Here is a 15,993-nt window from a genome sequence, read left to right as displayed (position 1 = left end):
AGGGGCCGCATCCGAGGTCGCTCCGTCCGCTCAGGGGCGGCTGAGCCGCTCGGTAGACTTGCACAATGATCGATCTCACCCTCCTCCGCGACGAGCCCGAGCTCGTCCGTCGTTCACAGCTCGCGCGCGGGAACGCGCCCGAGACCGTCGACGCCGCGATCGAGGCAGACCGATCGCGTCGCGACGCGCTGAACGCGTTCGAGTCGCTCCGTGCCGAGCAGAACGCCTTCGGCAAGACGGTCGCCAAGGCGCCCAAGGAAGAGAAGGCGGCACTGGTCGCGCAGGCCAAGGACCTGGCCGACCGGGTCAAGGCCGCGCAGCAGGCGTCGAACGAGGCGGCGGATGCTGCGGCATCCGCTCTCGCGAAGATCGAGAACGTCATCATCGACGGCGTCCCCGCGGGCGGCGAGGAGGACTTCGTCGAGCTGCGCCGCGTCGGCGACGTCCCGGCCTTCGACTTCGAGCCCCGCGACCACCTGGAGATCGGCGAGCTGCTGGGCGCCATCGACATGGAGCGCGGCGTGAAGGTCTCCGGATCCCGCTTCTACTTCCTGAAGGGGATCGGCGCGCGCCTGGAGATCGCGCTGATGAACCTCGCGCTCGACAAGGCGCTGCAGAACGGCTTCACGCCCATGATCGTCCCGACGCTCGTGCGGCCGGAGATCATGCAGGGCACCGGGTTCCTCGGCGAGCACGCCGACGAGGTGTACCACCTCGACAAGGAGGACCTGTACCTGGTCGGCACCAGCGAGGTGCCGCTCGCGGGCTTCCACAAGGACGAGATCCTGGACATGTCCGCAGGCGCCCACCGCTATGCCGGGTGGTCCACCTGCTACCGCAGCGAGGCCGGGTCGTACGGCAAGGACACCCGCGGCATCATCCGCGTGCACCAGTTCAACAAGCTGGAGATGTTCGTCTACACGACGCCCGAGGACGCCGAGGCCGAGCACGACAGGCTCGTCGCGCTGCAGGAGGAGATGCTCACCGCGCTGGGCCTGGCCTACCGGGTGATCGACGTCGCCGCCGGCGACCTGGGCTCCAGCGCCGCGCGCAAGTTCGACATCGAGGCGTGGGTGCCCACCCAGGGCGCGTTCCGCGAGCTGACCTCCACGTCGAACTGCACGACGTACCAGGCGCGCCGTCTCGACGTGCGGTACCGGCCGGAGTCGGACGACGCGAGCCAGGCCAAGACGCGCAACGTCGCCACCCTCAACGGCACGCTGGCCACCACGCGCTGGATCGTCGCGATCCTGGAGACGCACCAGCAGGCCGACGGGTCGGTGACGGTGCCCGAGGTGCTGCGGCCGTACCTGGGCGGCATCGAGGTGCTGCGCCCACTCGGCTGGGTCGACCCCGAATCGGAATCCGCCGAGGCGCAGGCGGCGGAGTGACCTCGCGCGGCCTGGTCGGGCTGGACATCGACGGCACGATCCTGCTGCAGGACGAGACGCTCAGCCCCGGCGTGCCCGAGGCCGTCGCTGAGGTCCGGGATGCCGGCTACGACGTCATGCTCGCCACCGGGCGCAGCTGGAGCGGCACCCGGCGATACGTCGAGGTGCTCGACCTGACCGCGGAGTTCATGGTGTGCTCGAACGGTGCGGTGATCATGCGCCGGGTCGGCGACGAGTGGGTGCGCTGGCACGTGGAGGTCTTCGATCCCGCGCCCGTGCTCGCGCTGCTGCGCGACCGGCTGCCGGAGGCGCGCTACATGGTGGAGCTGGAGTCCGGGCAGCGGCTGTACACGGCTGTGCTGGACGATTGGACCCTGGACGGCGGACGGCAGGTCGACTTCGACGAGCTCGTCTCGCAGCCGGTGTCCCGCGTGGTGGTCGTCTCACCTGAGCACGACGAGGACGATTTCCACCAGCTGGTCGCCGAGGTGGGGCTCAACGAGGTCTCCTACGCGATCGGCTGGACGGCGTGGCTCGACATCGCACCGCAGGGCGTCGACAAGAGCACGGCGCTGGAGCGGGTGCGCGCCGAGCTCGGCATCCCGCGCGACCGGGTGCTGGTCGCCGGCGACGGACGCAACGACCTGGGCATGTTCGCGTGGGCGCTCACCGGAGAGGGCCGCGCCGTGGCGATGGGACAGGCCCCGGACGAGGTGAGGGACGCCGCCGGCGAGGAGACCACCGTGGTCGACGACGGCGGCCTCGCGATCGCGCTTCGCACGCTGCTCTGAGCCGAGCAGCCCGCTGACCCCGACATCAGTGGATCCACGGATGCGCGACGGGGGAGCGTGCGCATAAAGTCTGCGTAGTCCGCAGCTGTTTCCCGACGGACGCCACCACCCGACTCCGCGCCGGGTCGTCTCTCTGGGGTCCGACATGGTCGCTGAGGATGTCGAGGCGAGACCGCGTTTCACCGCCGCGCTGAAGCACCGCGACCTGCGTCTGCTCGCGATCGCGTTCATCGTGGACGGCGGCGCCTCCTGGTCGTACAACGTCGTCCTGATCGCCTACGTCTTCACCCGCACCCAGTCCGCAGGCTGGGTCACGGCGCTGGTGACCGTGCGCTGGGTGGTCGGCGTGCTGTGCGGCGGGTACGCGGGCGTGCTGGCGGATCGCTACGACCGGCGGACGGTGCTCGCGGTCAGCGCCTGGATCGCGTCGATCGTGACGGTCGGCATCGCCGTGATCGTGTGGACGGATGCGCCGCTGTGGATGCTGCTGGCAGGCGCCGCCGTGCTCACGGCGGTCTGCACGCCGACGCGCCCCGCTTCGGGCGCGCTGATCCCCGAGGTCGTGCCGGAGTCGGACCTGGTTGCCGCGAACGCGCTGTTCGCGCTGCTGGAGAGCGTGATCGTCGTGATCGGCCCCGGCGTCGGCGGCCTGCTGCTGCTCTTCGGTGAACCGGTGTACGGCGTGCTGGTCAATGCGGCGAGCTTCGTCGTCGCGGCGCTGATCTACAACGCTCTCCGTGTGCGCTCCCGCGGCAGTGCGGAGGCGGGGGGAGGGGCGTTCAGCCAATGGGTGTCGGGCGTGCGCGCACTGGGGGAGCACCAGAAGGCGCTGGTGCTGACGATCTTCCTGATCCTGGACTCCGCGGCGGCCAACTCCGCGAACGTGCTGCTGCCTGCGCTCTCGGAGCACCTGCACGGCGATTCCGCCGGATACACGCTGCTGCTCGCGGCGAACGCCCTGGGCGGCGTCGTGGTGGCGGGGCTGGCGCAGAAGCTCGCGGGCTCGAAGCGGATCGCCGTGCTGATCACATCGGCGATCTTCGTGCAGTGCGTCCCGCTGTGGCTGAGCGTGTTCGCGGGCTCCGCGTTCGCGGCATCCGTCCTGCAGCTGATCTCCGGCATCGGCATGGTCATCGTCGACGTCCTCGCGTTCACGACCCTGCAGCGCGACCTGCCGCGCGACGTGCTGGGGCGAGTGCTGGGCACCCTGGACGTGCTGATCCTGGCGAGCGCGGTGCTGGCGTCCGTGCTGGGAAGCGTGCTGTACTCGGCCTTCGGGCTGGCCGTGGCGTTCGGCGCGATCGGGCTGGGGTTCCCGCTGCTGGGTCTGTTCGGCCTCCCGGTGCTGCGCCGGCTGGATGCCGATGTCGCGGCGCGGGCAGCGCGTCTCGAGCCGCTCACCCGCACGCTCGACCAGCTCGACCTGTTCGCCGGAGCGCCGCGCAGCCTCATCGAGCATCTCGCCGAGAGTACTGAGGAGCAGACGCTGCCCGCGGGCACCGTGATCATCAGGCAGGGCGACGCATCCGATGCGTTCTGGGCCCTCGAGGACGGCGTGCTCGGGGTCAGCGCCGTGCGCGGCGACGGCACGACCACCGAGATCCCCGACGTCGAGGCACCCGGATACGTCGGTGAGATCGGTCTTCTGGATCGCACCGTCCGCTCGGCGACGGTGACCACTCGAACGGAGTGCCGGCTGCTCCGCATCCCGGGCGAGGACTTCGCCGCCGCGCTGGACGCATCCGCGCCCTCGCCGTCGATGCTGGGGCGCGTGGGGATCCGCACCTCCCGCACGTCGCTGACGCCGCCGTCGGATCCCGTGGAGGACCCCGCCCAGTAGTTCCCCAGGTGGGCGCGGGAGAATCGAAGGCATCGACCGTCGGCTCTTCCCCCGGAACCGATAGACTCGACGCCTGATCGTCCGGCGCGAGCCGGGATCGGGAGGGTTGTCCGAGTGGCCGATGGAGCTGGTCTTGAAAACCAGTGGGCAGCGATGTCCCGTGGGTTCGAATCCCACACCCTCCGCATCTGTTCGAAAGGCACTGAGTGAGCGAGTCCCGCAGTCGGCGCACCCCCGTTGCTCGTCATGGTCAGCTGCGCACCCCCGGCGCCACCGGGCAGCTGCTGAAGCTGCTCGGCATCGCCCTGGCCGTCGTCCTGGTCAGCGGGCTCGGCGTGGGGACGTTCGTCGTGGGCGGGCTGCTGAACACCGTCAGCGCCAACGCCGTCGAGCTGGAGAACCAGAAGGAGCTCCCGCCGGACATCTCGGCCTACGAGGGCGGATTCGACATGCTGCTCACCGGTGTGGACACCTGTGAGCCCAAGTACGCCTACCTCTTCGGCAAGCGCTGCACCGGTAAGGACGCCCAGGGCACGCTGAACGACGTGAACCTGCTCGTGCACGTCTCCGCCGCGCCGCGCCGCGTGACCGTGGTGAGCTTCCCGCGCGACCTGATGATCCCGATCCCCGCCTGCACGGATGCCAACGGCAAGACCTCCTCGTCGATGAGCAAGCAGCAGCTCAACGTCGCCTATGAGCACGGTGGCGACAAGGGCGGTCTGAACTGCGTCGCCAAGACCATCTCGAGCCTGGTCGGGGGCGAGGACATCGAGTTCGCCGCGAAGGTCACCTTCGGCGGAGTGATCGAGATCACGGATGCCATCGGCGGCGTCGACGTCTGCCTGGCCAACCCGATCAAGGACCGCTTCACCGGTCTGGACATGTCCGCGGGCGACCACACGATCCAGGGCCTGCAGGCCCTGCAGTTCCTCCGCACGCGACACGGCGTGGGCGACGGGAGCGACCTGGGACGCATCGGCAATCAGCAGCAGTACATGTCGAGCCTGGTGCGCAAGCTCATCAGCGGTCAGGTGCTCGGCAATGTCGGCACCATGCTGAAGCTCGCCGACGTGGGTCTGAACAACCTCGAGGCGTCCACCTCGCTCGCGAATCCGATGACGATCGCGCAGATCGCACTGGCCGTCAAGGACGTGCCGTTCGAGGACATCGTCTTCGTGCAGTACCCCACGATCTACGACCCGGCTGACGCGGACCGCGTCATCCCCGACAAGCGCAACGCGAAGATCCTGTGGGACGCGATCACGGCCAACAAGCAGCTGCAGATCACGCACGAGAACACCAAGAACGACGGTGTGGTCGTGAAGGAGCCGGACGCCGGCACCACTGCGCCGCCGGCCACGCCCACCCCGACGGAGACCCCGGCGGATGTCGTGGAGCTGCCCTCGTCGATCACGGGCACCTCGGCTGCCCAGGTGACCTGCTCCAACGGCAACGTGCGCGGTCGCTGACCGCCACGCCCGATGCAGTGGGCGGGTTCGCCGCACTCCGTCCGACCCGTTATGATTGCATGACGTGCTCGATTCGGTTCGAGCACATGGAGACGTCGCATAGTCAGGCCTAGTGCACCACCCTGCTAAGGTGGAGTCCTCGCAAGGGGACCGAGGGTTCAAATCCCTCCGTCTCCGCCAAGAATCTGAGCCCCGGGACGCAGTCCTGGGGCTCAGATTTTTGCCGTAGGCGGGTGGCACTTCGAACAACAGGGCCCCACGCGGCCGGAGGCTCCGCGCGCCGCCCTTCTCACCGGACGCAAGCCGATCTCTGCAACGCGCGGCGCGTGGAGTGGCCGCGAGGGACTCAGATCCCTCCGTCTCCGCCAAAGATCCCGAGATCGGACGAAGTCCGGTCGAGGGATCATTTGCTGTCACGTCTCCCGGGCGAGGAGTTCGATCGCTGAGCCGATACCTCGCCCCGCCTCGGCCGGGTCGATCCGAGCCAGGGCGAAGGCGGCGACGACGCTGCTCGTGATCGCGGTGACCAGTCGTTCCCGCTCCGCTGCGTCGAGGTCGGGCGCGTGCGCGTGCACCCCGCGGGCGAAGGCGTCGCGGAGTTCCGCACGATAGTCGGAGATCACCTGGGCGACCTTCTGGTCGTGCGCGATCGGGGCACCGGCGGCGTTCACCAGGAGGCATCCGTGCGATGCCGGCATCGAGTCGAGAGTGCCGAATGCGTCGCGCAGGCCCTGCAGATACGCGATGATCGCGTCGGGATCGACGACCTCGCCGGACAGGGGCCGCAGTCGCGGGCGGACGACCTCGTCGAGGTAGCTCTGCACAGCGGCGTCGAACAGGCCGCGCTTCGAGCCGAACGCGTTGTAGATGCTGGAGCGGCTGAGGCCTGTGGCGGCCTCGAGGTCGGGGATCGAAGCGCTCTCATAGCCGACCGTCCAGAACAGCGTGCGGGCGGCACGGACCACCGCTTCGCGGTCGAAGCTCGGTGTGCGTGCCATGAGCGCTCCTTTTTGTGTAACGGTCAGTCCAGTATATATTGGACAGATCATTACAGAAACGCTTCACGGAGGAGTCACCATGGTGGTCGCAGGTCTGATACTCGCCGGTCTCGCGGCGCTCGTGCACGTCTACATCTTCGTCATGGAGTCGCTGATATGGACCACGCCGCGAGTGCGCGCGACGTTCGGAGTGACGGAGGAGGAGGCTCTGGCGACGAAGTCCATGGCCTTCAACCAGGGGTTCTACAACCTGTTCCTCGCGATCTCGGTCTTCACGGGCATCGTCTTCTTCGCCGTCGGCGCGCACGCCGTCGGCGCGACGCTCGTGTTCGTCGGGGCGGGCTCGATGGCCGCGGCTGCGATCGTGCTCCTGCTCTCCTCGCCGGACAAGCGGGGTGCGGCGCTGAAGCAGGGCGTCATCCCCGCGGTCGCGGTCATCATCCTCGCGCTCGGCGTCACGCTCTGACCCGGCCGACAGCAGCATCACGAAGGAGTTCCATGTCCACCGCTCTGAACACCCAGATCCAGCTCGCGAAGCGCCCGGTCGGATGGCCGACGCCCGACGACTTCCAGACCGCGACGGTGGTCTACGAAGCCCCCTCCGCCGGCGAGGTGCGGGTGCGCAACGAGTTCGTCTCGGTCGACCCCTACATGCGGGGACGCATGAACGACGTCCGCAGCTATGTCGCGCCGTTCGCTCTGGGTGAGACGATCACCGGAGGCGCGATCGGCCGGGTCATCGTCTCCGCGGCCCCCGAACTCCCGGTCGGCACGCTGGTCCTGCATCAGCACGGCTGGTCGGATGTGGTCCAGGCCGACGCGTCGACGTTCCGCGCCGTGCCCGACGTTCCCGGGCTCCCTTCGTCTCTGCGACTGCACATCCTCGGGATGACCGGCCTGACCGCCTATGTCGGGCTCACCGCGATCGCGGGCCTGAAGCCCGGGGACACCGTGTTCGTCTCCGGAGCGGCGGGCGCGGTGGGGACGGCGGTCGGTCAGATCGCCAAGCTGCTCGGGGCCGGGCGGGTCATCGGCTCCGCGGGCACACCCGAGAAGGTCGCGCTCCTGACCGAGAAGTACGGTTACGACGCCGCCTTCAACTACCGGGACGGCGACGTGCGATCCCAGCTCGCCGCGGCGGCACCGGACGGCATCGACGTGTTCTTCGACAACGTCGGAGGCGACCACCTGGAGGCGGCGCTCGACGCGTTCAACGACGGAGGCCGCGCCGCGCTCTGCGGGGCGATCGCCGGGTACAACACGACCGACCGCGCCCCGGGGCCCGACAACCTGGCCAACATCATCACCCGCGCCCTGACGCTGAAGGGCTTCACGCTCGCGGCGCACCTCGGCCTCGCCTCCGAGTTCCAGGAGAAGATGACGGCGTGGTTCGCCGAGGGGAGGATCGCCTACGACGAGACGATCGTCGACGGCATCGAGAACACCGTGCACGCGTTCCTCGACATGATGCGCGGCGCGAACACCGGCAAGATGCTCGTCCGCATCGCCGCCGACGAGACCGACGCGCGCGCCTGAGCGCACCGGACGCCGCGGGCCTTGGGTGCTTCGGGCGCAGGGACGGACTGAGGCGCCGAAGGCCTCGGCGGCATCCGAGAACGAGAGCATGCCCCGCATGGCCGTAGCGCCTCGCTCACGGCATCGGCGCGGACCGGTCGCCAGGTCCGCCTGCCCGCGCGGGCAGGCTCAGCACCAGCAGTGAGGCGGCGATCGCGGTCATCCCGGCCCAGCCGACCGCCGAGAGCCGCTCGCCCACGACGAGCACGGCGAGCAGCGTCGCGACGGCCGGTTCCAGCAGCGTCACCGTGGTCGCCGTGCTCGCCGGGATCCGGGCCAGCCCGAAGCCGAACAGCAGGTAGCCGAGGAACATCGGCACGAGAGCCATGTAGGCCGCGACCGCGAAGGCCTGCGGCGACGCGATCAGCGGCGCACCGGTGACGAACAGCACCGGCATCAGCAGCAGTCCGCCGAGACCGAAGACGGCGCCCATCGCCGCCGCGCGCTCGATTCCGGCATCCATCAGCCGCCTCGCGGCCCAGGAGTACAGTGCGTAGGTCGCGCCCGCCACCAGACCGAGCGCGACGCCGAGGACGACGTTCGAACCGCTCCCGACCTCGTGCGAGAGGATCAGGGCGGTCCCGCCGCTGACCGCGAGCACGACCGCGACGACCCACCGTGCATCGGGACGATGCCGGTCGATGACGGCCTCCAGCGCTCCGGAGAACAGGGGAGCGGACGCCAGTGACACGACCGACCCGATCGCCACACCGGCCAGATGCATGGACGCGTAGAACGCGAGCGGATAGACCGCGACGGCCAGTCCGGCGGCGAGGATGACGCCTCTGTACTGCGCCAGCCGTGCGCGGCCGTCGGTCACGGCGCGCCAGGCGACGGCGAGCTGCAGCAGCCCGCCGATGCCGAGCGCGGCGGATCCGATCGCGAGCGGGCTCGCGGCCGGGGCGAACGTGGCGGCGGTGCCCGTGGTGCCCCACAATACCGAGGTGACGGCGACGGCCAGGATGCCGCTGGAGCGCCGGCTCATCGCGAAGCGCGCGTGGTCGTCATGCGGCTCCTCTGCGGGCGGAAGGGTCTCCTGAGGCGAGCGTACGGCATCCGCTCCCGCCCGATCGCGCGGTCACCCCATCGCGAGCACGGACAGCACGTTCCCCGCGGGGTCGGTGAACCAGGCGATGTCGGGGCCGCGCCCGGGTCCGCCGTGCGCGATGCCCTTGGCATCCGTGCCGAAGTCGGGATCGGTGTAGATCTTCGTCACGACCCCGCGGGAGTTCAGCTCGTCGACCGCGGCCTCGACGTCCTCGACCGGGAAGTTCAGGATCGTGAAACTCGCCGGCGTGTGATTCGGCTTGCCGTACACGAGGATCGAGCCGCCCTGCGGCAGGCGGATGTCGAGGAAGCCCATCGGATTGGTCGTGACCTCGAGTCCGAGCGTCTCACCGTAGAAGGTGCGTGCGGCGTCGACATCGTCGACGCTGAAGCCGCTGAAGGCGTGGGTCGTCTGGAATGCGCTCATCGCTTCAGCATGCGCCCGTGCGGGCTCGGTGTCCAGGTCAGCGCGGGTCGTACCGGAGCGGGCTCTGGCTCGCCGCGACGATGTCGCGCAGCTGTTCCAGAGAGGCCTGCGGATCCTGCGCGGCGCGCGCCTGGATCAGCACGTTCCCGAGCGCTGTTGCTTCGACGGGGCCGGCCAGCACCGGAAGCCCGGTGCGATCGGCCGTCGCCTGGCAGAGCAGTCGGTTCAGCGAGCCGCCGCCGACCAGGTGGATGCTGTCGATCTCGCGGCCGGACAGAGCGGATGCCGTTCGCACGGCATCCGCGAACGCCGCCGCGATCGACTCCACGATGTTGCGGGCGAAGGCCGGTCGCGAGGTCGGCGCAGCCGGTCCGAGCAGCGCCGTGATGCGTGCCGGCATGTCGCCGGGCGCGCTGAGCGACGGATCGTTCGCGTCGAACAGGGGCGTCTCGCCGTCGGCATCCGCCGCCTGCGACAGCAGCGACGGCAGGTCGATCGGTGCGCCGTCCTCCGCCTCCCATGCGCGCACGGTCTCGCTGAGCAGCCAGAGGCCGGTGACGTTGTGCAGGAAGCGGATGCGGCCGTCCACGCCGAGCTCGTTGGTGAAGTTCGCCGCACGAGCGGCATCCGTCACCACCGGCTCGGCCAGCTCCAGCCCGACCAGCCCCCACGTCCCGCACGAGATGTACGCGGAATGCGGTGAGGACAGCGGAGCGGCGACGACAGCGGATGCCGTGTCGTGCGATCCGACCGCGACCACCGGCAGCTCCGCGCCGACTCGGCGTGCGAGCTCCGGCCGCAGCGTGCCGATCACGGTTCCCGGATCGACGAGCTCGGGAAGGACGCCGACCGGGATGCCGAGCCGCTCGGCGAGCTCGAGGTCCCACTCCGAGGTGTGCACGTCCAGCAGACCGGTCGTGGAGGCGTTCGTGCGCTCCGCGACCTGCCGGCCGGTCAGCAGGAAGGCGATCAGGTCGGGGATCAGCAGCGCGGCGTCCGCCTGCGCGAGATGCCCGTCGATCCGGTACTGGTACAGGGTGTTGAACGGCAGGAACTGCAGGCCGTTGCGGCGGTACAGCTGCTCGAACGGGACGATCTCGTGCACCTCGTCCACGCCGCGTCCGGTGCGCGCATCACGGTAGTGGAACGGCTCCGCCACCAGCTCTCCGTCGCGCAGCAGACCATAGTCCACTGCCCACGAGTCGATGCCGATGCTCCGGATGCCCGGCTCACGGCGCACCGCCTCGGCGAGCCCCTCGACGACGTTCTCGAAGAGCGCGCCGAAGTCCCAGTGCAGTCCGTCCTCGCGCTCGACCGGGCCGTTCGGAAAGCGCGAGACCGGCTCGAGCTCGACGCGATCGTCGTGCACGCGCCCGATCATCACGCGGCCGCTCGTGGCGCCGAGGTCGACCGCTGCGAAGGCGCTGGCGGCGCTCATCCCAGGCATCCGATCGTCGAGAGCACGACATCTCGTCGGGCGCACCGGACGTTCACGCGAACCTCCCGTGCGTTCGGCGAGATCCCGTGCTGTCGACGCGTAGCGCTCATCGCAGGAAGGCCGCGGCGACGCCGGAGTCGACGGGGATGTGCAGGCCCGTGGTGCGGGAGAGCTCGGGGCCGGTCAGCACGTACACGGCGTCCGCGACGTTCTCGGGCACGACCTCGCGCTTGAGGATCGTGCGGTTGGCGTAGAACTGACCCAGGTCCTCCTCGGCCACCCCGTAGGTCGCGGCACGGTTCGCGCCCCAGCCCGAGGCGAAGATGCCCGAGCCGCGCACGACGCCGTCGGGATTGATGCCGTTCACGCGCACACCGTGCTCGCCGAGCTCCACCGCCAGCAGACGCACCTGGTGCGCCTGGTCCGCCTTGGTCGCGGAGTAGGCGATGTTGTTCGGGCCGGCGAAGACGGAGTTCTTCGAGGAGATGTAGATGATGTCGCCGCCGAGCTTCTGCTCGATCAGCACCTTCGCGGCGGCCTTCGACACCAGGAAGGAGCCCTTCGCCATCACGTCATGCTGCAGGTCCCAGTCCTTCTCGGTGGTCTCCAGCAGCGGCTTCGACAGCGAGAGGCCGGCGTTGTTGACGACCAGGTCCACGCCGCCGAACGCCAGCACGGCCTCGTCGAGCGCGGCCTGCACGGCATCCGCATCCGCGACGTTCGCCGCGACGCCGATCGCGACGTCGGTGCCACCGAGCTCGGCTGCGGCGGCCTGCGCCTTCTCCAGGTCGAGGTCGGCGACGACCACGCACGCGCCCTCGGCGGCGAGACGGGTCGCGATCGCCTTGCCGATGCCGGATGCCGCGCCCGTCACGAACGCGATGCGGCCCTGGTGGCTCTTCGGCTTCGGCATGCGCTGCAGCTTCGCCTCTTCCAGCGCCCAGTACTCGATGCGGAACTTCTCAGCATCCGAGATGGGGGAGTACGTGGAGAGCGCCTCCGCACCGCGCATGACGTTGATGGCGTTGACGTAGAACTCGCCGGCGACGCGTGCGGTCTGCTTGTTGGCCCCGTAGGAGAACATGCCCACGCCCGGGATCAGCACGATCAGCGGGTCGGCACCGCGGATCGCGGGGGACTCAGGGGTGGCGTGCGCGTCGTAGTACGCCTGGTAGTCGGCGCGGTACTCGGCGTGCAGCTCGTGCAGGCGAGCGATCTGCTCGTCGACCGACGCGGTCGCCGGCAGGTCGAGGATCAGCGGCTTGACCTTGGTGCGCAGGAAGTGATCGGGGCAGCTGGTGCCGAGGGCGGCCAGCGCGGGTGCCTTCTCGGATGCCAGGAAGTCGGTGACCACGGCGGCGTCCGTGAAGTGCCCGACCATGGGCTTGTCGGTGGAGGCGATGCCGCGGACGGTCGCGGCGAGGGCCGCGGCGCGGGTCCGGCGCTCCGCATCCGGCAGCGCCTCGAAGCCCGGGCGGATGCCGCCGAAGGGCTGCTCCTTGCCGTTCGACGTGATGTACGCGGCGGCGGTGTCGATGATCCACAGCGAGTTCTTCTCGGACTCCTCCGAGGTGTCGCCCCAGGCGGTGATGCCGTGTCCGCCGAGGATGCAGCCCACGGCATCCGGGTTCTGCTTCTTGATCTCGGCGATGTCGAGACCGAGCTGGAAGCCGGGGCGGCGCCACGGCACCCACACGACCTTGTCGCCGAAGATCTTCGCGGTCAGCTCCGGGCCGTCGGCGGCGGTCGCGATCGCGATGCCGCTGTCGGGGTGCAGGTGGTCGACGTGCGCGGCATCCACGAGCCCGTGCATCGCGGTGTCGATCGACGGGGCTGCGCCGCCCTTGCCGTGCAGGCAGTAGTCGAAGGCGGCGACCATCTCGTCCTCGCGGTCGATTCCGGGGTAGACGTTCACCAGCGAGCGCATGCGATCCAGGCGCAGCACGGCCAGCCCCTGCTCGGTGAGCGTGCCGAGGTCGCCGCCGGAGCCCTTGACCCACAGCAGCTCGACGGGCTGCCCTGTGACCGGGTCGGTCTCGGTGCCCTTGGCGGACGTGTTGCCGCCGGCGTAGTTGGTGTTCTTCGGGTCGGCGCCGAGCCGGTTCGACCGGGCGATGAGGGCGGCGGCAGTGGGGTTCGTCATGAGGAGGAGTCCTTCGGAGATTCGGAGATTGTGTCAGACGAGATCGGCGTCGACGCGCTCGCCGTAGCGCTCGCGTTCGATCTGCTCGAGAGACTTGCCTTCGGTTCGGGGAGCCCAGATGGTGCCGATCAGCAGTGCCGCGACCAGCAGGCCGATGATCAGCAGGCCGAGCTGGGGGAGGCCCCAGCTGGTGAGCAGCACGGGGAAGACGAGGCTCAGCAGGCCGACCATGACCCGGGCGAGCATGAACAGCATCCCCTGTGCGCTCGCGCGGTACTTCGTGGCGAACAGCTCCGCGGTCCACAGGCCGTAGAAGGCCTGCGCGCCGATGCCGGCCGAGATGCCCCAAGCGATGGCGAAGAACAGCAGCGAGGCGAGTCCGGGAGGGGCGAAGACGAGCACGACCCAGGCGATGACGCCGAGCAGCGCGCCGCCGAAGTACAGCCACCGGCGGCTGACCCGGTCGCCGAAGCGCATGAAGCCGAAGTAGGTCGCCGCTGCGGTGAGCGTCCACACCAGCACCTGCAGCAGGTTCTGCTGGGTCGCGTCGTGCAGACCCGCGGCGTCGTAGACGCGCGGCTGGAAGATGCCGGCCTGACCGGCCACCGTGTTCCACAGGCCGTACACGCCGAGCAGGAACAGCAGCGCGCCCAGGTTGCGGCGATCCGAGAGCAGGCCGCGGATGCCGGAGAACAGCGACACCTTCTCGCCCTGCTCCTGCGCGGTCTCGCGCTGCGCCTTCCACCGGGCGGACTCGGGCAGGCCGCGGCGCACCCACCAGGTGACGGCCGCGATCACGAACAGGTGGAAGAAGATGATCCGCGAGCCCACGATGCCGAGCGGACCGAGCACGACCGCCAGCAGGAAGCCGATGGCGGGCCCGATCGACCACGCCAGCTGCGCGGTGCCGACGTGCGCCGCGCGCTGCTCGCTCGGCGCTTCCTCGGCGATGTAGGTCCACGAGGCGGGCACGCCCGCGCCGACCGCGATGCCCATGAGGACGACGCCGATCAGCAGCACGGCGAAGTTCGGCGAGAACGTCACCATCAGTGCGCCGATCATGAAGACGATCAGGTCGTACGTGTAGATGAACTTGCGCCCGAGTCGGTCGCAGAGCGGGCCTCCGATGGCCGCGCCGATCGCCGCGCCGAAAGCGTTGGCGCTGAGCGCCGCGACCAGGCCGACGGCCCCGTCGTCGAAACCGAACTCGCCCTGCCAGAGCGTGAGGCTGGTGGCCAGTGCGATGATCGCTCCGGCCTCGATGTAGTTGGACATGGCCACGGCGATCGTGGCCTTCCATGCGGTGAGCGTTCGCTTCTGCGTGTTCATGCTCAGGCCCCCCAACCCGCCTGCACGCCGCCGACCCGGTCGGCCGCGATCCGCTCCAGATAGCCGGATGCCGCGAACGCCGCCATCGGATCGGCGGGCAGCCCGCGCGATTCGCGCCACTCGGCCAGCGCCGGACGCACGTCGGTGTAGAAGGCATCCATGAAGACGGCGTTGGCGCCGAGCACGTCGCCCGCCCTCTGGGCCGCGGCGAGAGCCTCGCGGTCGACCAGCAGTGCGCGCGCGGTCATCTCCTGCACGTTCAGCACCGAGCGAATCTGTCCGGGGATCTTGTCCTCGATGTTGTGGCACTGGTCGAGCATGAACGCGACGTCGGGGTTGTTCAGACCTCCGCCGCGGACGACCTCGAACAGGATGCGGAACAGCTGGAACGGGTCGGCGGCGCCGACGATCAGGTCGTCGTCGGCGTAGAAGCGCGAGTTGAAGTCGAACGAGCCGAGCTTGCCCAGGCGCAGCAGCTGCATCACGATGAACTCGATGTTCGTCCCGGGGGCGTGGTGCCCGGTGTCCAGGCACACCATCGCCTTCTCGCCCAGCGTGGACACCTGCGCGTAGCTCGTCCCCCAGTCGGGGACATCGGTGTGGTAGAACGCCGGCTCGAAGAACTTGTACTCCAGCACCAGCCGCTGGTCATCGCCGAGGCGGGCGTAGATCTCGCGCAGCGACTCGTTCAGCCGGTCCTGCCGTCCGCGCATGTCGGCCTGGCCCGGGTAGTTCGAGCCCTCGGCCAGCCAGATCTTGAGATCGCGGCTGCCGGTGGCGTCCATCACGTCGATGCACGCGAGGTGGTGGTCGATGGCCTTGCGGCGCACCGCGGCATCCTCATGCGTGAGCGCGCCGAACTTGTAGTCCTCGTCCTGGAACGTGTTCGAGTTGACCGTGCCGAGCGTCACGCCCAGGTCTTCGGCGTGCTTGCGCAGGTCGCCGAAGTCGCAGGTGTCCCACGGGATGTGCAGGGCCACGCTGGGCGCCAGCGCGGTGTGCTCGTGCACCTGCGCGGCATCCGCGATCTTCTCGAAGGGGTCGCGCGGCGTGCCGGGGGTGCCGAACACTCGGAACCGGGTGCCGGAGTTGCCGAACGCCCAGGAGGGGAGCTCGATCGCCTGCTTCTCGAGCTCGGACAGGATCTCGGGGGTGAGGATGCTCATGATTCGGTGCTTTCTGCTGCGGCGAGCTGCGTCTCGAGGTGGAAGACCTCGGTGAGGGGTGTGGCGGCCTGGTCGGGCCGTCCTTCGAGGCCGACGAAGAACCGCGCCATCTCGGCCTCCCAGCGGGCGGCGACCTCGGATGCTGCGAGATAGGCCTGTGCGGCGGCATCGTCGTCGGTCTCGTAGTACCCGAAGAGCACACCTCCGGGCGCGAGGAAGAGCGAGTAGTCGCGGCGGCCCGCGGCGGCGATCTCGGCCAGCATCTCCGGCCATACCGGGGAGTGCCGTGCGAGGTACTCGTCGAGCAGTTCGGGCCGCACCTGCAGCTGGAACCCGACTCGGGTCATGGTGACGTCCTCTCACATCGATGTGATGGTCC

General features: G+C 69.5%; 14 protein-coding genes and 2 tRNA genes. 8 read left to right on the top strand and 8 right to left on the bottom strand.

What is annotated here, in order from left to right:
* Positions 1-65 precede the first annotated feature (65 nt).
* From serS to ACTJJ4_RS11315, 6 genes are all read left to right on the top strand, one after another.
* The gene (gene serS / locus ACTJJ4_RS11340) at positions 66-1,391 is read left to right on the top strand and encodes a serine--tRNA ligase (RefSeq protein ID WP_440943410.1); all 1,326 of its coding nucleotides are present in this window, start codon (positions 66-68) and stop codon (positions 1,389-1,391) included.
* The gene (locus ACTJJ4_RS11335) at positions 1,388-2,182 is read left to right on the top strand and encodes an HAD family hydrolase (RefSeq protein ID WP_440943409.1); all 795 of its coding nucleotides are present in this window, start codon (positions 1,388-1,390) and stop codon (positions 2,180-2,182) included. Before serS ends, ACTJJ4_RS11335 begins: the two co-directional genes overlap by 4 nt.
* Positions 2,183-2,327: 145 nt before the next feature.
* Complete coding sequence (locus ACTJJ4_RS11330; RefSeq protein WP_440943408.1) at positions 2,328-4,022, top strand: MFS transporter; 1,695 nt, start codon at positions 2,328-2,330, stop codon at positions 4,020-4,022.
* Positions 4,023-4,122: 100 nt separating this feature from the next.
* Positions 4,123-4,207, top strand: a tRNA-Ser gene (locus tag ACTJJ4_RS11325).
* 21 nt (positions 4,208-4,228) lie between these two features.
* Positions 4,229-5,491 (top strand): LCP family protein, encoded by a 1,263-nt coding sequence (locus ACTJJ4_RS11320; RefSeq protein WP_440943407.1) that lies wholly within the window; start codon positions 4,229-4,231, stop codon positions 5,489-5,491.
* An 88-nt stretch (positions 5,492-5,579) separates the two neighbouring features.
* A tRNA-Ser gene (locus tag ACTJJ4_RS11315) sits at positions 5,580-5,671 on the top strand.
* 233 nt (positions 5,672-5,904) lie between these two features.
* Here the strand turns inward: ACTJJ4_RS11315 and ACTJJ4_RS11310 are convergent.
* Complete coding sequence (locus tag ACTJJ4_RS11310; protein ID WP_440943406.1) at positions 5,905-6,489, bottom strand: TetR/AcrR family transcriptional regulator; 585 nt, start codon at positions 6,487-6,489, stop codon at positions 5,905-5,907.
* A gap of 79 nt (positions 6,490-6,568) precedes the next feature.
* Between ACTJJ4_RS11310 and ACTJJ4_RS11305 the strand changes: the two genes are divergently transcribed.
* Positions 6,569-6,955: a DUF1304 domain-containing protein gene (locus tag ACTJJ4_RS11305; RefSeq protein WP_440943405.1), complete on the top strand. Its 387-nt coding sequence runs from the start codon at positions 6,569-6,571 to the stop codon at positions 6,953-6,955.
* 32 nt (positions 6,956-6,987) lie between these two features.
* Entirely contained in the window at positions 6,988-8,025 is a 1,038-nt protein-coding gene (locus ACTJJ4_RS11300; protein ID WP_440943404.1) for an NADP-dependent oxidoreductase, read from the top strand.
* 115 nt (positions 8,026-8,140) lie between these two features.
* Here the strand turns inward: ACTJJ4_RS11300 and ACTJJ4_RS11295 are convergent, their stop codons facing one another.
* From ACTJJ4_RS11295 to ACTJJ4_RS11265, 7 genes are all read right to left on the bottom strand, one after another.
* Positions 8,141-9,049, bottom strand: coding sequence for a DMT family transporter (locus ACTJJ4_RS11295; protein WP_440943403.1), 909 nt, complete (start codon positions 9,047-9,049; stop codon positions 8,141-8,143).
* Positions 9,050-9,142: 93 nt separating this feature from the next.
* A complete protein-coding gene (locus ACTJJ4_RS11290) occupies positions 9,143-9,538 on the bottom strand; it encodes a VOC family protein (RefSeq protein WP_440943402.1) in 396 nt (131 codons plus the stop codon).
* A gap of 37 nt (positions 9,539-9,575) precedes the next feature.
* Positions 9,576-10,976, bottom strand: coding sequence for a rhamnulokinase (locus ACTJJ4_RS11285; protein WP_440943401.1), 1,401 nt, complete (start codon positions 10,974-10,976; stop codon positions 9,576-9,578).
* A gap of 106 nt (positions 10,977-11,082) precedes the next feature.
* Complete coding sequence (locus ACTJJ4_RS11280; RefSeq protein WP_440943400.1) at positions 11,083-13,119, bottom strand: bifunctional aldolase/short-chain dehydrogenase; 2,037 nt, start codon at positions 13,117-13,119, stop codon at positions 11,083-11,085.
* A 33-nt stretch (positions 13,120-13,152) separates the two neighbouring features.
* Positions 13,153-14,448 (bottom strand): MFS transporter, encoded by a 1,296-nt coding sequence (locus tag ACTJJ4_RS11275; protein WP_440943399.1) that lies wholly within the window; start codon positions 14,446-14,448, stop codon positions 13,153-13,155.
* Between the two features lie 2 nt (positions 14,449-14,450).
* On the bottom strand, positions 14,451-15,614 hold the full coding sequence (gene rhaI / locus ACTJJ4_RS11270) for an L-rhamnose isomerase (protein WP_440943398.1): 1,164 nt from the start codon (positions 15,612-15,614) through the stop codon (positions 14,451-14,453).
* Complete coding sequence (locus ACTJJ4_RS11265; protein ID WP_285635372.1) at positions 15,611-15,961, bottom strand: L-rhamnose mutarotase; 351 nt, start codon at positions 15,959-15,961, stop codon at positions 15,611-15,613. Before ACTJJ4_RS11265 ends, rhaI begins: the two co-directional genes overlap by 4 nt.
* Between the last annotated feature and the right edge of the window lie 32 nt (positions 15,962-15,993).

The organism is Microbacterium sp. 22195, assembly GCF_052056515.1.
Classification (GTDB): domain Bacteria; phylum Actinomycetota; class Actinomycetes; order Actinomycetales; family Microbacteriaceae; genus Microbacterium.
This window is presented reverse-complemented; position numbering and strand designations above follow the sequence as displayed.